The organism is Amycolatopsis sp. NPDC058278, assembly GCF_042881395.1.
Classification (GTDB): domain Bacteria; phylum Actinomycetota; class Actinomycetes; order Mycobacteriales; family Pseudonocardiaceae; genus Amycolatopsis.
In genome coordinates, this window is the sequence record NZ_JBHVXZ010000091.1 from 22930 (window position 1) to 40756 (window position 17827).

General features: G+C 71.3%; 23 protein-coding genes. 2 read left to right on the forward strand and 21 right to left on the reverse strand.

Annotated features, from left to right (window positions below):
* Positions 1-43 precede the first annotated feature (43 nt).
* From ACFVYA_RS35325 to ACFVYA_RS35340, 4 genes are all read right to left on the reverse strand, one after another.
* Entirely contained in the window at positions 44-1432 is a 1389-nt protein-coding gene (locus tag ACFVYA_RS35325; protein ID WP_285985060.1) for a glycine--tRNA ligase, read from the reverse strand.
* Between the two features lie 90 nt (positions 1433-1522).
* Complete coding sequence (locus ACFVYA_RS35330) at positions 1523-2176, reverse strand: class F sortase (protein WP_387051232.1); 654 nt, start codon at positions 2174-2176, stop codon at positions 1523-1525.
* 79 nt (positions 2177-2255) lie between these two features.
* The gene (locus tag ACFVYA_RS35335; RefSeq protein ID WP_285985062.1) at positions 2256-2897 is read right to left on the reverse strand and encodes a class F sortase; all 642 of its coding nucleotides are present in this window, start codon (positions 2895-2897) and stop codon (positions 2256-2258) included.
* A complete protein-coding gene (locus ACFVYA_RS35340; protein ID WP_387051234.1) occupies positions 2898-3986 on the reverse strand; it encodes a hypothetical protein in 1089 nt (362 codons plus the stop codon). It lies immediately after the preceding gene.
* A 275-nt stretch (positions 3987-4261) separates the two neighbouring features.
* Between ACFVYA_RS35340 and ACFVYA_RS35345 the strand changes: the two genes are divergently transcribed.
* Both ACFVYA_RS35345 and ACFVYA_RS35350 read left to right on the forward strand, forming a co-directional pair.
* Entirely contained in the window at positions 4262-4636 is a 375-nt protein-coding gene (locus tag ACFVYA_RS35345; protein ID WP_387051254.1) for an ArsR/SmtB family transcription factor, read from the forward strand.
* Positions 4636-5049 (forward strand): Fur family transcriptional regulator, encoded by a 414-nt coding sequence (locus ACFVYA_RS35350; RefSeq protein WP_013228384.1) that lies wholly within the window; start codon positions 4636-4638, stop codon positions 5047-5049. Before ACFVYA_RS35345 ends, ACFVYA_RS35350 begins: the two co-directional genes overlap by 1 nt.
* Here the strand turns inward: ACFVYA_RS35350 and ACFVYA_RS35355 are convergent.
* From ACFVYA_RS35355 to ACFVYA_RS35435, 17 genes are all read right to left on the reverse strand, one after another.
* The gene (locus tag ACFVYA_RS35355) at positions 5024-5479 is read right to left on the reverse strand and encodes a hypothetical protein (RefSeq protein WP_387051236.1); all 456 of its coding nucleotides are present in this window, start codon (positions 5477-5479) and stop codon (positions 5024-5026) included. The genes ACFVYA_RS35350 and ACFVYA_RS35355 overlap by 26 nt on opposite strands.
* A 290-nt stretch (positions 5480-5769) precedes the next feature.
* Positions 5770-6498, reverse strand: a complete 729-nt coding sequence (locus ACFVYA_RS35360) for a TIGR03943 family putative permease subunit (RefSeq protein WP_387051238.1) — start codon at positions 6496-6498, stop codon at positions 5770-5772.
* Positions 6495-7502 carry a permease gene (locus ACFVYA_RS35365; protein ID WP_387051256.1) on the reverse strand — a complete coding sequence of 336 codons (1008 nt, stop codon included), beginning with the start codon at positions 7500-7502 and terminating at the stop codon, positions 6495-6497. The genes ACFVYA_RS35360 and ACFVYA_RS35365 overlap by 4 nt, the downstream gene beginning before the upstream one ends.
* Positions 7503-7628: 126 nt before the next feature.
* Positions 7629-8054, reverse strand: coding sequence for a hypothetical protein (locus ACFVYA_RS35370; protein ID WP_387051240.1), 426 nt, complete (start codon positions 8052-8054; stop codon positions 7629-7631).
* Positions 8051-8866 (reverse strand): isoprenyl transferase, encoded by an 816-nt coding sequence (locus tag ACFVYA_RS35375; protein ID WP_285985069.1) that lies wholly within the window; start codon positions 8864-8866, stop codon positions 8051-8053. Before ACFVYA_RS35375 ends, ACFVYA_RS35370 begins: the two co-directional genes overlap by 4 nt.
* Positions 8867-8907: 41 nt before the next feature.
* On the reverse strand, positions 8908-9714 hold the full coding sequence (recO, locus tag ACFVYA_RS35380; RefSeq protein WP_387051242.1) for a DNA repair protein RecO: 807 nt from the start codon (positions 9712-9714) through the stop codon (positions 8908-8910).
* 61 nt (positions 9715-9775) lie between these two features.
* Positions 9776-10234 (reverse strand): CD225/dispanin family protein, encoded by a 459-nt coding sequence (locus ACFVYA_RS35385; protein ID WP_387051244.1) that lies wholly within the window; start codon positions 10232-10234, stop codon positions 9776-9778.
* Between the two features lie 71 nt (positions 10235-10305).
* Positions 10306-11388, reverse strand: a complete 1083-nt coding sequence (locus tag ACFVYA_RS35390) for an RDD family protein (protein ID WP_387051246.1) — start codon at positions 11386-11388, stop codon at positions 10306-10308.
* A 183-nt stretch (positions 11389-11571) separates the two neighbouring features.
* Entirely contained in the window at positions 11572-12027 is a 456-nt protein-coding gene (locus ACFVYA_RS35395) for a DUF2752 domain-containing protein (protein ID WP_285985073.1), read from the reverse strand.
* Complete coding sequence (locus ACFVYA_RS35400) at positions 12024-12371, reverse strand: CD225/dispanin family protein (protein WP_387051247.1); 348 nt, start codon at positions 12369-12371, stop codon at positions 12024-12026. Before ACFVYA_RS35400 ends, ACFVYA_RS35395 begins: the two co-directional genes overlap by 4 nt.
* A gap of 26 nt (positions 12372-12397) precedes the next feature.
* Entirely contained in the window at positions 12398-12766 is a 369-nt protein-coding gene (locus tag ACFVYA_RS35405) for a CD225/dispanin family protein (RefSeq protein ID WP_285985075.1), read from the reverse strand.
* Positions 12767-12958: 192 nt separating this feature from the next.
* Positions 12959-13855, reverse strand: a complete 897-nt coding sequence (gene era / locus ACFVYA_RS35410) for a GTPase Era (protein ID WP_285985076.1) — start codon at positions 13853-13855, stop codon at positions 12959-12961.
* On the reverse strand, positions 13852-14190 hold the full coding sequence (locus ACFVYA_RS35415) for a hypothetical protein (protein WP_013228397.1): 339 nt from the start codon (positions 14188-14190) through the stop codon (positions 13852-13854). The genes era and ACFVYA_RS35415 overlap by 4 nt, the downstream gene beginning before the upstream one ends.
* Positions 14183-15526, reverse strand: coding sequence for a hemolysin family protein (locus ACFVYA_RS35420; RefSeq protein WP_285985078.1), 1344 nt, complete (start codon positions 15524-15526; stop codon positions 14183-14185). Before ACFVYA_RS35420 ends, ACFVYA_RS35415 begins: the two co-directional genes overlap by 8 nt.
* A 9-nt stretch (positions 15527-15535) precedes the next feature.
* Complete coding sequence (ybeY, locus tag ACFVYA_RS35425) at positions 15536-16102, reverse strand: rRNA maturation RNase YbeY (protein ID WP_387051250.1); 567 nt, start codon at positions 16100-16102, stop codon at positions 15536-15538.
* On the reverse strand, positions 16099-17166 hold the full coding sequence (locus ACFVYA_RS35430) for a PhoH family protein (RefSeq protein WP_013228400.1): 1068 nt from the start codon (positions 17164-17166) through the stop codon (positions 16099-16101). Before ACFVYA_RS35430 ends, ybeY begins: the two co-directional genes overlap by 4 nt.
* 86 nt (positions 17167-17252) lie before the next feature.
* Positions 17253-17621 (reverse strand): histidine triad nucleotide-binding protein, encoded by a 369-nt coding sequence (locus tag ACFVYA_RS35435; protein ID WP_387051253.1) that lies wholly within the window; start codon positions 17619-17621, stop codon positions 17253-17255.
* Positions 17622-17827 lie beyond the last annotated feature (206 nt).

Sequence of the window (17827 nt, forward strand, 5' to 3'; positions counted from 1 at the left end):
CTTGGCCGTGACAGGTGTCAGGGGTACCCGGGCCCCGGGTGGTTCAGCAGCCGATGAGGCGACCCGCCAGGTACGACTCGAGCTGGTCGATCGCGATGCGCTCCTGCGACATCGAGTCGCGCTCGCGCACGGTCACGGCCTGGTCTTCGAGCGAGTCGAAGTCGACCGTGACGCAGTACGGCGTGCCGATCTCGTCCTGACGGCGGTAGCGGCGGCCGATCGCCTGGGCGTCGTCGAAGTCGACGTTCCAGTGCTTGCGCAGCGTGGCCGCGACTTCCTTGGCCTTCGGGGTCAGGTCGGCGTTGCGCGACAGCGGCAGCACCGCGACCTTGAACGGCGAAAGCCGCGGGTCGAGCTTCAGCACGACGCGGGTGTCGGTGCCGCCCTTGGCGTTCGGCACCTCTTCCTCGACGTAGGAGTCCACCAGGAACGCCATCATCGAGCGGCCGACACCCGCCGCCGGCTCGATGACGAACGGCCGGTACCGCTGGCCCGAGGCCTGGTCGAAGAACGACAGGTCCTGGCCCGAGTGGTTCGAGTGCGTCGTCAGGTCGAAGTCGGTGCGGTTCGCGATGCCCTCGAGCTCGCCCCACTCCTGGCCGGCGTTGAACGCGAACCGGTACTCGATGTCGACGGTGCGCTTCGCGTAGTGCGAGAGCTTTTCCTTCGGGTGCTCGTAGTGGCGCAGGTTCTCGGCCTTGATGCCGAGGTCGGTGTACCACTCGGTGCGCTGGTCGATCCAGTACTGGTGCCAGCGCTCGTCCTCGCCCGGCTCGACGAAGAACTCCATCTCCATCTGCTCGAACTCGCGCGTCCGGAAGATGAAGTTGCCCGGCGTGATCTCGTTGCGGAAGGACTTGCCGATCTGGCCGATGCCGAACGGCGGCTTCTTCCGCGACGTCGTCTGGACGTTGGAGAAGTTCACGAAGATGCCCTGCGCGGTCTCCGGGCGGAGGTAGTGCAGGCCCTCTTCGGACTCCACCGGGCCGAGGTAGGTCTTCAGCATCATGTTGAAGTCCCGCGGCGGGGTGTACTTGCCGCGCGTGCCGCAGTTCGGGCACGGCACCTCGGACAGGTCGTCCTCGCTGGTCTCCTTGCCGGTGCGCGCCGCGAACTCCTCGGCGAGCTGGTCGGCGCGGAACCGCTTGTGGCACGACAGGCACTCGATCAGCGGGTCGGTGAACACGTTGACGTGCCCCGACGCGACCCAGACCTCACGCGGCAGGATCACCGACGAGTCGAGGCCGACGACGTCGTCGCGGCCCTGGACGACGGTCTTCCACCACTGGCGCTTGATGTTGTCCTTGAGCTCGACCCCGAGCGGCCCGTAGTCCCACGCAGAGCGGGTGCCGCCGTAGATCTCTCCGCTGGCGAAGACGAAACCACGGCGTTTGCACAGGCTGATGATCTTCTCAATGGTGTTCGTGGGCACTCCACGCTCCGAAAAGCTTGCGGGGACGGTTCATCGGACTAGAACGTCCAGGGTATCCGCCGGGGCCCACCGCTTTTCGCGCAGGTGAGCCTACGGCCGCGACACCAGCGACGCCGTCACGACGCGGTTGTCCTCGTACCCCTCGCTGCCACCGACGTACTCGCCGCCGCAGGTGACGAGCAGCAGCTTGTGCGGCCCGGCCGGGTCGAACAGCTGCTCCGACCGGCCGGCGAGGTCCGACTTGTGCACGGTCTCGGTCGCCTCGATCCGGTAGACCCACGCGCCGCCCGCGGCGTCGGTCAGCTTGACGTCCTGCCCCTGCTTGACCTGCCAGAGCTCGTTGAACGGGCCCTTCTTGCCCTTCCAGTTCACGTGCCCGGACAGCAGCGCGACGCCGTGGTCGGCGCCCAGCTGCGCGCCCCACCAGGCGGCCTCGTCGAGCCCCTCCGGGATCTTCAGCGCGCCCGCGGCGTCGAGGTCCTCCTGGATCAGCTTCGCGGTGCCGCCGCCGGGCAGGGAGAGCTGCGCGGGCGCCTTTCCGGTGGCCTGCGGGGCGCCTTGCGGGGCCGGCTGGTTCGCGGCCGGGACGGGCCCACCAGCACCGTTCGCGACGGCGGGTTCATCCTTTCCGGTGAACACCAGCAGGGTCGCGACGAGCGCCGCGACCACGAACGCCCCGGCGCCCCCGACGATCCACCAGCGGCCGGAGCCCTTCTTCGGCTCCGCCGGGTTCCGCTCCTGCATGGGTTGTGCTCCTTCGCTGTCGTGACCAGTGCACGGACAGGCATGCCGCGAAGGGCGCAGGAGGTTGCAGCGAACTCGATCAGCCGGTGGGGCGCGTCACCAGCTCGGCCGTGACCAGGCGGTTCTCGTCGTAGCCTTCGGTGCCGCCGACGTAGTCGCCGCCGCAGGTCACCAGCACCAGCCGGTGCGGCCCGTCCTGCCCGAACCACCGCTCGGCCTGGGACGGCAACGTCTCCTTCGGCAGCGTGACGACGTCGTGGACGCGGTAGACCCACCGGCCGCCGCGCGCGTCGACCACGCTGACCTCGTCGCCGGCACGCATCCGCCACAGCTCGTCGAACGGCCCGCGCCGGCCCTCCCAGTTCACGTGCCCGGACAGCAGGGCCGCGCCGCGGGCCGCGCCCAGCTTGGCGCCCCACCAGGCGGCGTCGCCGAGGCCGCGCGGGATCGGCAGCACGCCCGTGCCGGTGAGTTCGGTGCGGACCAGGCGGGCGGTGGCGCCGCCGGGCAGCCGGACCGTGCCCGGCCGCTGCTGCGCCACGGACTCGCTGTCCGCCGGGAGCACGGCCGGGGCCGCGTCCTCACCCGGCAGCGTGCCGGGTGGCGGGGCCGCCGCGACCGGTGCGGCCGTCGGCGGCAGCCAGGTCAGCACGACGATCCCGGCCGCGAAGGCGGCCACGGCCAGCGCCGCCGCGACGGCGGCCAGCGCGGTGCGCAGCACCTAGCCCGACCCGGTCTTGCGCCGCCTGCCCAGCAGCAGGGCGACCGCGGCGAAGAAGACCCCGCCGAAGAGCAGGCCGATGCCGAGCGGCACGCGGGAGCCGTCGTTGTCGGTGGCCGGGGCGGCCGCGCCCAGGTAACCGGCCGGGACCTGGGTCGGCACCGCGGGCTGCGTCGCAGTCGTGCCACCCGCCGGGCCGCCCGCCTTCGCGACGAACCCCTTCGGGATCGAGCAGCTGACCCCGCCGAGGACGATGCTGGTCCGCACGTCCTGCAGCGCGGCACCCTGCGCGTCCTTGACGTGGGTGGTGATCTCGACCCGCCAGCCGGCGACGGCGGTGTGGTCGCCCCCGCGCCAGCCGTCCTGGCGGATCAGCTGGTCGAACGCGGCGACGCGGGTCAGCTTGAGGTCCGAGACCGTGGTCGCCCGGTCGGCGTTGGTGATGTCGCCGGGCGGGCCGAGCCGCAGGTTCTTCAGCTGCAGACCGGCGTCGCCGCCGGGCACCGGGACGATGCCGAGCGCGCCGCCGGCCTGGCGCACCCACAGCCGGGCGACCGACGAGCCGGCGGAGAGCTTCGCCGGGCCGGTGCAGTCCACCGACGTCTTGGCGCCTTCCAGCACGAGCACGGTGTCGGCGGCCGGCTCGGCGCCGCCCTGCCAGGTGTCCCGCAGCGCGTAGTTCGTCTCCGCGGCGGCGGTGGGCACGGTCGTGGCCTGCAACGCGGCGAAGACGTTGTGGTCCCGGCTCGCGACCCCCGGCGGGTACGGGTTCTGTGACGCGCTGTAGCGGCCGAGGTCGATCCGGTAGTGCCCGCCGAAGGTGGCGCGCTCGCCGTCGTCCTTGGGGACCGAGACGCGGTCCGCGCCGAGCTTCGACTGGCCGGGCAGCAGCGGGGATCGTTGCGTTTCGGTGATCAGGGCGCCGGCGCGCTGGCCTTCGTCCCCGATCCGCACCGAGGCGATGTTCGCGAACGAGACCGGGCCGGTCTTCTCGTCGACGGCCTGGGTCTGCGCCCCCGCGACCCCCACGCCGACCAGCGGGAACACCGCGGCCGCCAGTGCGGCTGCCTTCGTCACGAAACGCGTCATGTCTCCCCACTGCTCTGCTCGGGACGGTCGCCGGCGTCCAGGTCACGGCGAAAACGCTCCGCGACAACCTTGCACCGTCGGCCACGACATGCGAAGCCGCAGGGCCAATATCCCACGAACTCACCCGAACGGGGTAATACGACCGGCCGTACCCCGCAGCTCGACGCCGAGACGGGGGTCCCGGACGGGGGAACACTAGGATGGGCGGCGCCGTTATCGGCAATGACTACGGAATTCATGGTCGCAGGCGGGTGACGAGCAGCGTGGAGGCGGGAATGGCGACGGTGACCGGGAGTGGTGCCCAGCCGGGGCTCGCGGACTGCAGCCCGGCGGCCGAGGCGTCGGCGTCCGCGCCCGCCCACCCCGCGCAGTCGGTGCTGACCGACGCGGGCGACCTGCTGCGTGCGCTGGCGGCCCCGGTCCGGATCGCCATCGTGCTGCAGCTGCGGGCGGCCGATCGCTGCGTGCACGAGCTGGTCGACGCCCTCGACGTCGCCCAGCCGCTGATCAGCCAGCACCTGCGGGTGCTGAAGACGGCCGGGGTGGTCCAGGGCGAGCGTCGCGGCCGCGAGGTCGTCTACCGGCTCGCCGACGACCACCTGGCGCACATCGTGGTCGACGCCGTCGCCCACGTGCAGGAAGGAAAGTGATGAGCACCGCCGCGTCGCGCAGCCAGGCCCCGGTCCCCGGGCGCCGATCCACCCGGCAGCGGTCCGCGGTCGTCGAGCTGCTGAGCACGATCGACGACTTCCGTTCGGCTCAGGAACTCCACGACGAGCTGCGCAAACGCGGCGACGGAATCGGCCTGACGACGGTGTACCGCACCCTGCAGTCACTGTCGGAGGCGGGCGAGATCGACGTGCTGCGCACCGATTCGGGCGAGGCGATCTACCGCCGGTGTTCGGCGCACCACCACCATCACCTGGTGTGCCGCCTCTGCGGCCGGACGGTCGAGGTCGAAGGGCCGGCGGTGGAGCGCTGGGCGGAGAAGATCGCGGCCGAGCACGGTTTTTCGGAGATCTCCCACACGGTCGAGATCACCGGCACCTGCGCCGAGCACTAGTGCGGCGGGGTGACTCCCTGCCGGTCGAGCGCGGTCTCCCCCATGCACGTGAGTTCGCCGGCTGGACCTGCGCCCAGGAGGGACGCCACACCAGCGTCGTGCCGTTCACCCGTGAGCCCAGCAGGCAGTCGATCCCGCCGGTCGACCGATCGCCCGCCCGATAGGCGACGCCGACGTCGTCCCCGCGCAGGGCGACGTCCCGCAGCGGCGCCCGGTCCGCGGTCTGCGTGTCAGGGTTGAACGACCGCGGCGCCGGCATCGAGCGCGCCAACGCGGCGAGCACGTCGTTCTCGATCACGGCCGCGGGAAGCCCGGTGAGCACGGTTTGCAGCGCCGGGTCGAAGCCGTCCGGCACTTCCCACAGCGGGATCGGCGGCGGGTTCACCGGCGTCGCGCCCGCCGGGCAGTCCCGCCGGCTCGGCCCGCTCACCCAGCCGCGGAAGTTGAAGCCGACGTTGTAGCAGGCCGTCCGGAGCCGTGTCGCGCATTTCGACCACCGCGAAGTCCGGCGAACGGCCGAGGTCGGTTTCGAGCGCTTTCCGCGCGTACGCGGCCGCCGAAGCCTGCGGCGGGAGTCGATCTGCGCGGCCACCTGCTCGGCGACCCGGTCGGTCTCCGTGTCCCCAGCCGCACACGCGGCCGGCACGACCGCACACAGCGCGGAAAGGCAAGCCACACCGGCGATCCTCACCGGACCAGGTACGGGGGTTGGGCCGGACGTCAGTACTCGTAGGGATCCTTCGGGGTGGGGACCGGGGTTATCGAGGCCGGGGTGAAGTCCGGGGTGTAGCTGTTGTCCTTCGTCGCCGTGCCGGGGACCACTTCGCCCGTCACCTGGATCCAGGCGTCGCTCGCCAAGTGGTCCGCTTCGCCGCCGCGGAGGCGGACCGTCACCGGGAACGCGTCCGCCGCGCAGCAGCTGATCACCAAGCGGGCCAGCAGCGTGCTGCCGTCGGTGTGGACGACGAATCCCGTCAGGGAAACCGTGCGGCCGTTCAACGTGCCCGCCGAGTCCCAGCCCGCGCGGCTGACGAAGTCGTTCACCGTCAACGGCACCACGTTCCCCGCCGGCAACGGCGGGAACGCCGCCGCATCGGCCACCGCGGCGCTCGCCGGGACGCGGGCCTCCGTGCGGATCACCGAGTCCGCGCCCAGGGCCGGTGGCGCGACCAGGAACACCGCCAGCACCGGAACCAGCAGCAGCCACGCCGGGCGTGCCGAGTGCGCGTGGTCGTCGTGCTCGTCGTGCTCTTCCGGGACGGTCCGCCGCGACGCCACCAGGTCGCGGACGATCGCCACCGCGCCCAGCACCACCATCACCGCGCCGCCCGCGATGATCCACGGCTGCTGCGCCGGCTTCACGTACCGCAGGTAGTCGCCGTTGGCCGCGATCTTGACCAGCGCCCCGCCGAGCAGGATCAGCAGGATGTTCTGGGTTTCCCGCTTCACGCGACCCCCACCAGGAATCCGGCCCCGAGCGCGCAGGCCACCGCCACCACGAACGTCACCGGCGCGAACCGCACCGCGAACGACCGGCCGAACGTGCCCGCCTGCAACGCGAACAGCTTGACGTCGATCGCCGGGCCGACGACCAGGAACACCAGCTTCGGCAGCAGCGGCAACGCCGTCAGCGACGCCGCGACGAACGCGTCCGCCTCGCTGCACAGCGCCAGCACCACCGCCAGCACCGCCATCACCACCACGCCCAGCACGAGCTGGTCGCCCAGCACCCCGAACCACTTCGCCGGCACCAAGACGTTCAACGCCGAGGAGATCAACGCCCCCAGCACCAGGAAACCGCCGGCCTCGACCAGGTCCGTCCGCGCGGTCTCGGCGAACACCCGCCACCGCTGACCGCCCGCCACGTCCGGGAGACGCCGGAGCGCGCGCGAAGTGATCCATTCGAGCTTGCCCCAGCGGGCCCACAGCCAGCCCATCACCATCGCCGTGGCGAGCGAGCCGGCGAACCGCGCCAGCACCATCTCCGGCTTGCCGGGGAACGCGACCGCGGTCGCCACCAGCACCACCGGGTTCACCGCCGGCGCGGCGAGCAGGAACGTCAGCGCCGCGGCCGGCGCCACACCCTGCCCCATCAGCCGCCGCGCGACCGGCACCGAAGCGCATTCGCACCCCGGCAGCGCGACCCCGGCCAGCCCGGCGACGCCGACGGCCGCCCCGGCCCGGCGGGGCAGCACCTTCTCCAGCACGCGCGCGGGCACGAACGCGGCGATGGCTCCGCTGATCAGCACGCCCAGCACGAGGAACGGCAGTGCCTGGACGCAGACGGCGACGAACACGGTCGAGCCGGTCCGCAGCGCGGGCACGTCGAACAGCTGCTGCAGCCAGCCCTGGCCGAGGATCGCGATCAGCAGGATCGCGCACAGCACTTCGACCGAGCTGATCCGGAACCGGCGTGTGCGCCGGCCGGGCTCGGCCTCGGTGTCGGAAACGATGTTCACGACGGCGATGATGCCAGTACCGTCCGACACGACGGGACCCGCACGGTCCGCGAACGGAGGATCACGGTCCGTTTCGGTACCGAATCCTCCGTTCGCGGCGGAAAGTCCACCCCGGACGGGTCAGTCGCCGGGCACGATTCCGGGCAGATCGGTCCGCAGCTGCGAAGCCGTCGACACGACCAGCATCAGCAACGTCCCGAGCGCCGGCGCGTCCAGCCCGGCCGCCGGGAACGCGTACCGCAGCGTCACGTCGACCCCGTTGTCCGAATGCCCGATCCCGAGTGTCCCGAACAGGCCCTGCCCGGCCCGCTCGGCGACGGCGATCGACAGCTCCGGCGCGTCCGCCAAGTCCCAGCCGACCACGCAGGTCAGGGTGAGCACCGTGAGGCCCTCGCCGAGCCGGGTCGCCTGGATCACGCACGGGACGTCACCGTGGGAGAACGTCAGCGCGCCGTCGTCGTCGACGTGGACCTCGAGGTAGCGCTCCAGGGCTTCGCGCGCCCGCGTCAGCAGCTCCGCGGTTTCGACCGCTTCGGTGGCGCTCACGAAGACGCGGCCTGGTCGACGGCGCCGCCGAAGCGGCGATCCCGCTGCGCGAATTCCAGGCAGGCCCGCCACAGGTGGGTCCGGTCGAAGTCCGGGAACAGCGTGTCCTGGTAGACCATTTCGGCGTAGGCCGACTGCCACAGCAGGAAGTTCGACGTCCGCTGCTCGCCCGAAGGCCGCAGGAACAGGTCCACGTCCGGCATGTCCGGCTGGTACAGGTACTTCCCGATGGTCTTCTCGTTGACCTTGTCGGGGTTCAGCTTGCCGTCGGCGACGTCGCGCGCGATCCGCTGCATGGCGTCACCCAGCTCGGCACGGCCGCCGTAGTTGACGCACATGGTCATGTTCAGCGCCGTGTTGTCCTTGGTCTTCTCCTCGGCCGCCTGCAGCTCCTTGATCACCGACGCCCACAGCTTCGGCCGCCGCCCCGCCCAGCGGATGCGCACGCCGATCGAGCCGAGGTAGTCGACCTGGCGGCGGATGGTGTCGCGGTTGAAGCCCATCAGGAACCGCACCTCTTCGGGGCTGCGCTTCCAGTTCTCGGTCGAGAACGCGTACACCGACAGCCACTTGACGCCGAGCTCGACCGCTCCGCTGGCGACGTCGATCATCACCGCTTCGCCGCGCTTGTGTCCCTCGATCCGCGGCAGGCCGCGCTGGTTGGCCCAGCGGCCGTTGCCGTCCATGACCAGCGCGACGTGCTTGGGCACCAGCTCGCGCGGGATTTCCGGCGGCTTCGCGCCCGACGGGTGCGGATCCGGGGCCCGCAGCTCGTATCGCGACGCCTTGCTCTCGCGTCCCCTGCGCAGCACTGCGAGCCTCCCTGACTGGGTGAATCCGATCAGGCCCGACCCTACTGGCCGGGCGCCACCTGTCTTTCGGGGGTTCGGGTGGCGGGGCCTCCGGATGTCACCACCGCCTCGCGTGCGCGTCGCTCGACCAGGGGCAGAGACCGCAGCTGCCGTTCCAGGTGCCACTGCAGGTGGGCCGCGACCAGCCCGCTCGCGTCGCGGCGGGTGCCGGGCAGGGTCGCCTCGGCCAGCGGCCATTCGCCGTGCAGCAGGGCGGTGAGCAGGGCCAGGACCTCGGGGGCGGGGTGCACGCAGCCGGCGATCCGGCAGTCCTGGCACATCGAGCCGCCCGCGGCGACGCTGAACGCCTTGTGCGGGCCGGGCAGGCCGCAGCGGGCGCATTCGGTGAGCGCGGGCGCCCAGCCGGCGTAGGACATCGCGCGGAGGAAGAACGCGTCGAGCACGAGGGACGCGTCCCGCTCGCCGGCGGCGAGCGAGCGCAGCGCGCCGCAGACGAGGAGGTAGAGCTTGAGCACCGGCTCGCCCTCTTCGGCCGAGAGCCGGTCCGCGGTTTCGGCTATGGCGCTGGCCGCGGTGTAGCGCTGGTAGTCGGCGACCAGCGGCAGCTGGAACGCGTCGACGGTCTCGACCTGGGTGATGACGTCGAGCGTGCGCCCGGTGTAGAACTGCACGTCGACGTGGCCGAACGGCTCCAGCCGGGCCCCGAAACGCGACGAGGTGCGCCGCACGCCCTTCGCCACGGCGCGGACCTTGCCGTGCCGCCGGGTCAGCAGGGTGACGATCCGGTCGGCCTCACCCAGCTTGTGCGTGCGCAACACCACCCCGGTGTCGCGGTAGAGGTTCACCACCCCGACATCGTCCCACTTCCGGGCGATGCCGGGGCGGAGCGCCCCGCGGAAGCAGCCGGTTTCAGGAGACGCCGTACGCGATCAGCGGGACCAGGAACGCGAACAGGAACAGGACGCAGCCGAGGCCGCCCAGGATCGAGGAGACCAGGCACAGCGTCTTGGTCGTCCGCGACGCCTGCTCCGCCATCATGTAGTTGCCCTGCATCTTGTACGTGCCGACCTCGTTGGACTTCATGATGGCGAAGATGCCCAGGATGAGGCCACCGAGGAAGAGCGAGGCGATCGCCCAGCCCTTGTAGTCCTTGATCTGGTTGATGTCGCCACCACCGGGCATGCCGTAGCCGGGGGCGCCGTAACCGGGGGCGCCGAAGCCGCCGGTGGGCGGCTGACCGTACGGCGCGGGCTGGCCGTACGGCGCCGGCTGGCCGTAGGGCGCGGGCACGCCGCCGGACGGCGGGCCGTAGCCCGGCTGCTGCGGCTGCTGGCCGTAGGGCTGCTGCTGGCCGTAGGGATTGGTCATGACGTTGTACCCCAACTATTCGTGAACTTCCGCCGGGCGACTCCGGCGGTGGTGCGGACGGACCGGACCGGTCAGCGCTGCTCGTTCGGCGGCTGGCCGAACTGGCCCGGCTGGATCTTCTGGGTCGCCTCGGGTTCACCCTGGGCGTCCGGGCGCAGCATCTGGGTGCGCTCGGCCTGCTCGTCGAACGCGCTGCCGCCGGTGCCCGGGCGCAGCATCTGCGTGCGCTCCGCCTGCTCGTCGAAGGCGCCCCCACCCGGCGGCGGGGCGAGTGGCTGCTGCCCCGGCTGCTGCCCGAAGCCGCCCGGCTGCGGGGGCTGCGCGAAACCGCCGGAGGACGGCGGCTGGCCGAACCCGCCCGGCTGCGGCTGGCCGAAACCACCCGGGGCGGGCTGCTGCTCGAAGCCACCGGACTGCGGCTGCTGGGGGAAGCCGCCGGACGCGGGCTGCTGCGGGAAGCCACCGGAGGCCGGCTGGCCGAACTGGCCGGGCTGGCCCGGCTGCTGCCCCGGCGGCGGGAAGCCGCCGGCGAACCCCGGCGCACTCTGCTGGGCGAACGGCGCGGCCGCGTCATCGGCGTTGATCACGACGGTGCCGAGGATCTTGTCGGAGAGGGTCTGGCTCTTGTCGTCCCACAGCGGCCACAGCCAGCCGACGTAGCAGATGACGCTGTCGACGAAGTGGGCGAGATCGCGCAGGAACGCCATCCCGGGGCCGATCGGCTGCCCGGTGTCCTCGCGGACGAGCTTGATCTTCGCGACCCGCTTGCCGAGCGACTGCCCGGTGTTGCCCTGCTGGATCCACCGGTTGTAGATGGACCAGCCGATCCAGGCGAACCAGCCGAGGCCGCCGATGACCAGGATCGGGCCGGCCTCGCCGACGATCGCCGAGAACAGGCCGCCGATGATGTAGATCACGAAGATCGGGCTGAAGTCGATGAGCCAGCCGAGGGCGCGCTGCCCCCAGCTCGCGTAGTTCCGCGGCGGTCCGAAGGGATTGCCCTGCTGGCCGAAGGGGGCGGGCTGGCCGAACGGCGCCTGCTGCCCGTAGGGCGCCGGCTGCCCGTACGGCGGCTGCCCCGGCTGCGGCTGGCCGAACGGCTGCTGGCCACCGGGCTGCTGCCCGAAGGACTGCTGCCCGTAGGGATCGGTCATTGGGTCTTCCCCTCGCTGGTCACTCCACCGCACGCCCCGTGCGAACCACCGCGGATGTACGGCGCGGTCCGCGGGAGCGTACTCGGTTCGCCTTCGGCCGCGCCGCCCAGGCTTCAGCTGTCCGGGTGAACCGCACGCCGGTCCGACGCGGTGCGTAGCGCGCCGGTTCCCGTCCGGTGGAAATCAGACGCGCAGGCCCGTGAACGGGGCGAACGGGAGGTTGCGGATGACGAACCAGACGACGAACACGATCGAAAACGCCAGCGGCGTCCACCGCCAGTGGAGCCAGCTGTTCATCGCGCGGCCGCGCAGGCGCCCGAGCGTCCAGGCGACGGTGCTCCACACCAGCAGCAGCACGACGACGAGCGACACGGCGTTGTAGTGCAACGCCGCGGGGATGTTGCCGTGCATCAGGCTGTAGGCCATCCGCATGCCGCCGCAGCCCGGGCAGTCGATGCCGAGCAGCGCCTTGGTCGGGCAGAGGGGCAGGAAGCCGCCGGGCGTGGTCGGGTCGCCGATCCAGACGGCCGCGCAACACACACCGAGTCCCGCGACGACGGCCATCGGCGCACCGAGAGCGCGCAGCGTGGCCTTGGCGCCGCGCGCGGGAAATCCCGTGTAGACGGTCGTCGTGGTCACGGCCGCCACCCCGCCGAGAAGACGCCGAGCCCCGCCAGCACGACGAAGAAGAGTACGTAGAGCAGCAGGAGGATCCCGATCGAGATGGCCGACCACATCGCCCACTTGCGGGCGTCGTTCGCGGCCTTCTGCGCCTCGGCGTGGAAGCCCTGGAACCAGAGCGACTGCACCTGGCTGGACTTCACGATCGCGACCACGCCCAAGGGGAGGCAGCAAAGCACGGTGCTCAGGATGGCCCACACCATGTTGTTGTCCGGCGGCGGCCCGTAGTTCGGCGGCGGGTAGCCGTAGCCGTAGCCCGGCCCACCCGGGGGCGGGTACGGCGGCGGGTACTGGTCGGTCACCGGGATCCTCCTGCTGCTCGGCTACGTCAGTATGACGACGTGCCCGTGCCGAACGTCAGCGCACCCGCCATCAGCAGGATGATCCACAGCACGTTGACGACGACACCGACGATCGCGGCGATGATCGCCCACTTCTTGGCGGCGTCGGCGGCCTCCTGCGCGGCCGCGGTCTGGCCCTGCGCCCACAGGCCGTTCACCTTCGCGGCCTGCACGATCGACACGATGCCGAACGGGAGGCAGCACAGGATGGTGGTCAGGATCGCCCACACGAGGTTGTTGCTCGGGGGCGGGCCCGGCTGGTAGCCGCCCGGCTGCCCACCGGGGTAGTTCGGCTGGCCGCCGGGCTGGTTCGGCTGGTCGCCGGGGTAGTTGGGCATGCCCTGGCTGTCGCTCATGATCGGTTGTTCCCCTTCGTCGTGCTCCAGAGACGACCACCGGGTCCGCCGCCGCCCCGATCGGCCGCGGTGTGGTCGAAGCCGCGACTGTAGGGGGCGAGATCATCGCGCGCCCCGCGTTTCGTCCCGCCGCGACCGAATCGAGACCAGGAATTCCCCGGCCGCTCTCCGGGCGGGCGGGGGGAGGAACCGTCAGAACCCGAGCCGGCGCAGCTGGCGCGGGTCGCGCTGCCACTCCTTGGCCACCTTGATGTGCAGGTCGAGGTAGACCTTCGAGCCGAGCAGCGCCTCGATGTTCTTGCGAGCGGCGGCCCCGACTTCGCGCAGCCGCTCACCCTTGTGCCCCAGGATGATGCCCTTCTGGCTGGGGCGTTCCACGAACAGGAACGCGTGCACGTCGATGAGGTCGTCGCGGCCTTCGCGGGGCAGCATCTCCTCGACGGTGACGGCGATCGAGTGCGGCAGCTCGTCGCGGACGCCTTCCAGCGCCGCCTCGCGGATCAGCTCGGCGACCAGCGTCTGCTCGGGTTCGTCGGTGAGCTCGCCGCCCGGGTACAGCTGCGGCCCCTCGGGCAGCTTGCCGACGAGCAGGTCCGCGAGCGCGTCCACCTGGAACCCGTCCACTGCGGACACCGGGATCAGCTCGGCGAAGTCCATCACCTTCTGCAGCGCGAGCAGCTGCTCGGCGACCTGCTGGGGCTGGACGAGGTCGGTCTTGGTGACGATGCCGAGCACGGGAGTTCGCTTGGCGATCTTCTGCAGCTCGGCGGCGATGAACTTGTCGCCGGGCCCGATCTTCTCGTTCGCCGGCACGCAGAAGCCGACGACGTCCACTTCGGACCACGTCGTGTGCACGATGTCGTTGAGCCGCTCGCCGAGCAGGGTGCGCGGGCGGTGCAGGCCGGGCGTGTCGATGAGGACGAGCTGCGCGTCCTCGCGGTGGACGATCCCCCGGATCGCGTGCCGGGTGGTCTGCGGCTTGCTGGAGGTGATCGCGACCTTGGTGCCGACGAGGGCGTTGGTCAGCGTCGACTTGCCGGCGTTGGGCCGGCCGACGAAGCAGGCGAAGCCGGAACGGTGCTCGGTCATCGCTCGCGCACCTCGAGCACCGTGCCGTCGGGGGCGGCGAGGATGATCGGCGCGTACTTCGCGATGTCGCGCACGGCGTGCACGGACGCGCCCTTGAGCAGTCCCTCTTCGCTGACGACGGCGGCGGCTTCGATGCCTTCGGCGCCGCTGGAGAGGGCCGCGGCGACCGCGGCCTGGAGCGCGGTGAGCTTGAACGACGGCTGGTCGACCGTGCCCGCCGCGTAGGTGCGTCCGTCGGTGTCGCGGACCGCGGCGCCTTCTGGGGCCTGGATGCGGGCGCGCGAGGACCGGGCGAGGACGACCAGCTTCTGGTCCTCGGCCTCGAGGTCAGGCATGTTCGACGCTCCTGTCGCGTTCGTCGGGGTGGGGCAGGCGCGTGCGGCGGCGCGTCCGGTCGACGGGGTCCGTCATCGCCTCGGCGTCGGCCGGGTGCACGACCACGGAGGTGATCCGCATGCGGCCGCGCCGGTCCTTGCCCCCTTCGGCGAACAGCCGAAGGCCGGCGACCTCGGCTTCGGCCCCCGGTAGCGGGACCCTACCCAGTCGTTCCGCGAGCAGCCCGCCCACGGTCTCCACGTCGTGGTCTTCGAGGTCGATGCCGAAGAGGTCGCCCAGGTCGTCGATGCCCATCCGGGACGAGACGCGGACGGCGCCGCCGTCGAGCTCCTCGACCTCGGGGCGTTCGTCGGCGTCGGACTCGTCGGTGATCTCGCCGACGATCTCTTCGAGGACGTCCTCGATGGTGAGCAGGCCCGCCGTGCCGCCGTATTCGTCGACGGCGATCGCGATGTGGTTGTGCGAGCGCTGCATTTCCTTGAGCAGCTCGTCGAGCCGCTTCGAGTCGGGGACGAAGGACGCCTGGTTCATCACGGAGTCGACCACCGTGCTCGGCCCGTCGGGGTCGAGGTAGCCGGTCATGAGGTCCTTGATGTTGACGACGCCGACGATGTCGTCGACGGACTCGTCGATCACCGGCAGCCGGGTGAACCCGGTGCGCAGGGCCAGCGCCAGTGCCTGGCGGACGGTCTTGGTGCGCTCGATCCAGACGATCTCGGTGCGCGGCACCATGACTTCGCGGGCCACGGTGTCGCCGAGCTCGAACACCGAGTGGATCATCTCGCGTTCGGAGTCTTCGACGACGCCGCGTTCCTGGGCGAGGTCGACGAGCTCGCGCAGCTCGACCTCGGAGGTGAACGGGCCTTCGCGGAAGCCCTGGCCGGGGGTGATGGCGTTACCGATGAGGATGAGCAGCCGGGACAGCGGGCCGAGGACGGAGCCGAGGACTCGGACGGGCCCGGCCACGTAGCGGCCGATGCGGTAGGGGTGCTGGCGGCCGAGGGTGCGGGGCCCGACGCCGATGAGGACGTAGCTGACCACGACCATGACGACGGCGGTGACCAGCACGGCGACCCCGAGCGGCGCCAGGCGGGTGCCCACGAACACCGTGACGAGCACGGTGGCGGTGAGTTCGCAGCCGAGGCGCAGCAGGAGCAGCAGGTTGATGTGCCGTCGGCGTTCGGCGACGACGGCGGCGAGGTGGCGGGCGCCGGGCAGCCCGAGCCGGGCGAGGCCGTCGGCCCGGGCCTGCGACACGGTGCTGATCGCGGCGTCCGCCGCAGCGAACACGCCCGCCAGGAGCACGAGCGCGATCGCGAAGAAGAGCTGTTCCATGGCTGGCGCCTAGGGCGTTTCCCCGGCGGGTGGCTCGGCGGCGGCGGGGGCGTCGAGCCCGGCGATGCCGAGGACGCGGTCGTCGGTGTTGCGCTGGGCGTCCCGCTTCTCGAGCGCGGCGACGGCGTCCTGGTACTCGCCGAGGATGCGCTTCTGGAGGGCGAACATCTCGCGCTCCTCGGCGGGTTCGGCGTGGTCGTAGCCGAGGAGGTGGAGCACGCCGTGCACGGTGAGCAGGTGCAGCTCGTCGATCAGGGCGTGGCCCGCGGTCTTGGCCTGGTCCTTGGCGAACGCCGGGCAGAGCACGATGTCCCCGAGCAGCGCCGGCGACGCGTCGGGCGCGTCGGGGCGGCGGGAGGAGTCGAGCTCGTCCATCGGGAAGGCCATGACGTCGGTGGGGCCCGGGAGGTCCATCCAGCGTTCGTGCAGGTCTTCCATGACCTCGAGGGTGACGAGGAGGATGGACAGCTCGGCGAGCGGGCTGACCTCCATCTTGTCGAGGGCGTAGCGGGCGGCGGAGACGATGGACGTCTCGTCGACGTCGACGCCGGACTCGTTGGCGATCTCGATGCTCAACGCCGGTTGCCCTTCCAGCCGTCGTTCTGCTGCGCGTCCTGCACGGCCTGCCACTTCTCGTAGGCGTCGACGATGCTCGCGACGAGCCGGTGCCGGACGACGTCCTGGCTGGTGAGTTCGGCGAAGTGGAGGTCCTCGACGCCGGTGAGGATGTCGCGCACGACGCGCAGGCCGCTGCGCTGCCCGCTGGGCAGGTCGACCTGGGTGATGTCGCCGGTGACGACGATCTTGGACCCGAAGCCGAGCCGGGTGAGGAACATCTTCATCTGCTCGGGCGTGGTGTTCTGGGCCTCGTCGAGGATGATGAAGGCGTCGTTCAGGGTCCGGCCGCGCATGTAGGCCAGCGGCGCGATCTCGATGGTGCCGGCCTGCATGAGCCGCGGAATCGACTCGGGTTCGACCATGTCGTGCAGCGCGTCGTAGAGGGGCCGCAGGTACGGGTCGATCTTCTCGTTCAGGGTGCCGGGCAGGTAGCCGAGGCGCTCGCCGGCTTCGACGGCCGGGCGGGTCAGCACGATGCGGGTGACCTGCTTGGCCTGGAGGGCCTGGACGGCCTTCGCCATGGCGAGGTAGGTCTTGCCGGTGCCGGCGGGGCCGATGCCGAAGACGACGGTGTGCTTGTCGATGGCGTCGACGTACCGCTTCTGGTTGAGCGTCTTGGGCCGGATGGTCTTGCCGCGGCGGGAGACGATGTTGAGGCTGAGGACCTCGGCCGGCGACGCGTCCCCGGTGGAGAGCATGCCGATGGTGCGCCGCACGGTGTCGGGCCCGACCTGCTGGCCGCCGGTGGCGAGCTGCACGAGCTCGGCGAAGACGCGTTCGGCGAACGCGACGTCGGCGGGCGTTCCGGTCAGGGTGACCTCGTTGCCGCGTACGTGCACGTCAGCGGCAAGGAGCTCCTCGGCGACGCGCAGGTTCTCGTCGCGGGAGCCGAGCAGGCTGAGAGCGGCAGCGTCAGGGATGGGGAACCGGGACTGAGCCGCCTGCACGGCGGCATCCTCGGTCTTGGCGACGTCCCCGGGGACGTCGGGTCGGGCGGCTCCACCCGGTACGGTTCCGGCCACGTGGCCTCAGGCCTGCTTTCTCGGTGAGGGAGAACGGACCCCACCGATGCTACTGGCACCCACCGACAAGACGCAGGCCGGTTTCCCTAGTCCTCGTCCGGAGCCCCGAACAACCCGAGCGGCTCCCCGCCCAGAACGTGGGCGTGCACGTGGAAGACGGTCTGCCCGGCGTCCTCATCGGTGTTGAACACAACCCGATACCCGCTCTCGACGATGCCTTCGAGCTCGGCGACCTTACGAGCAGTGGCAACAACATCACTCAGCAGCTGCGGCTCGGCGGCAGCAAGCTCGGCAACGTTCCGGTACCGCTTCCGCGGCACGACGAGCACATGAACCCGAGCCTGAGGCCGAATGTCCCGGAAGGCAAAGGTGGTCTCGTCCTGATAGACAACATCGGCAGGGATCTCCCCACCAATGATCCGTTCGAAGAGAGTCTCAGCATCACTCGCGCTCATCCAAGCACCCTACCGACGAAGCGAGAAGGCCGAAGGCCGCCGAGCCGGCAACACGCTGTCCCCACCCGCCCACAACGCAACTCGCGGGGGTCCGGGGCTCGCCCCAGCGGGGGCAACACGCTGTCCCCACCCGCCCACAACGCAACTCGCGGGGGTCCGGGGCTCGCCCCAGCGGGGGCAACACGCTGTCCCCACCCGCCCACAAC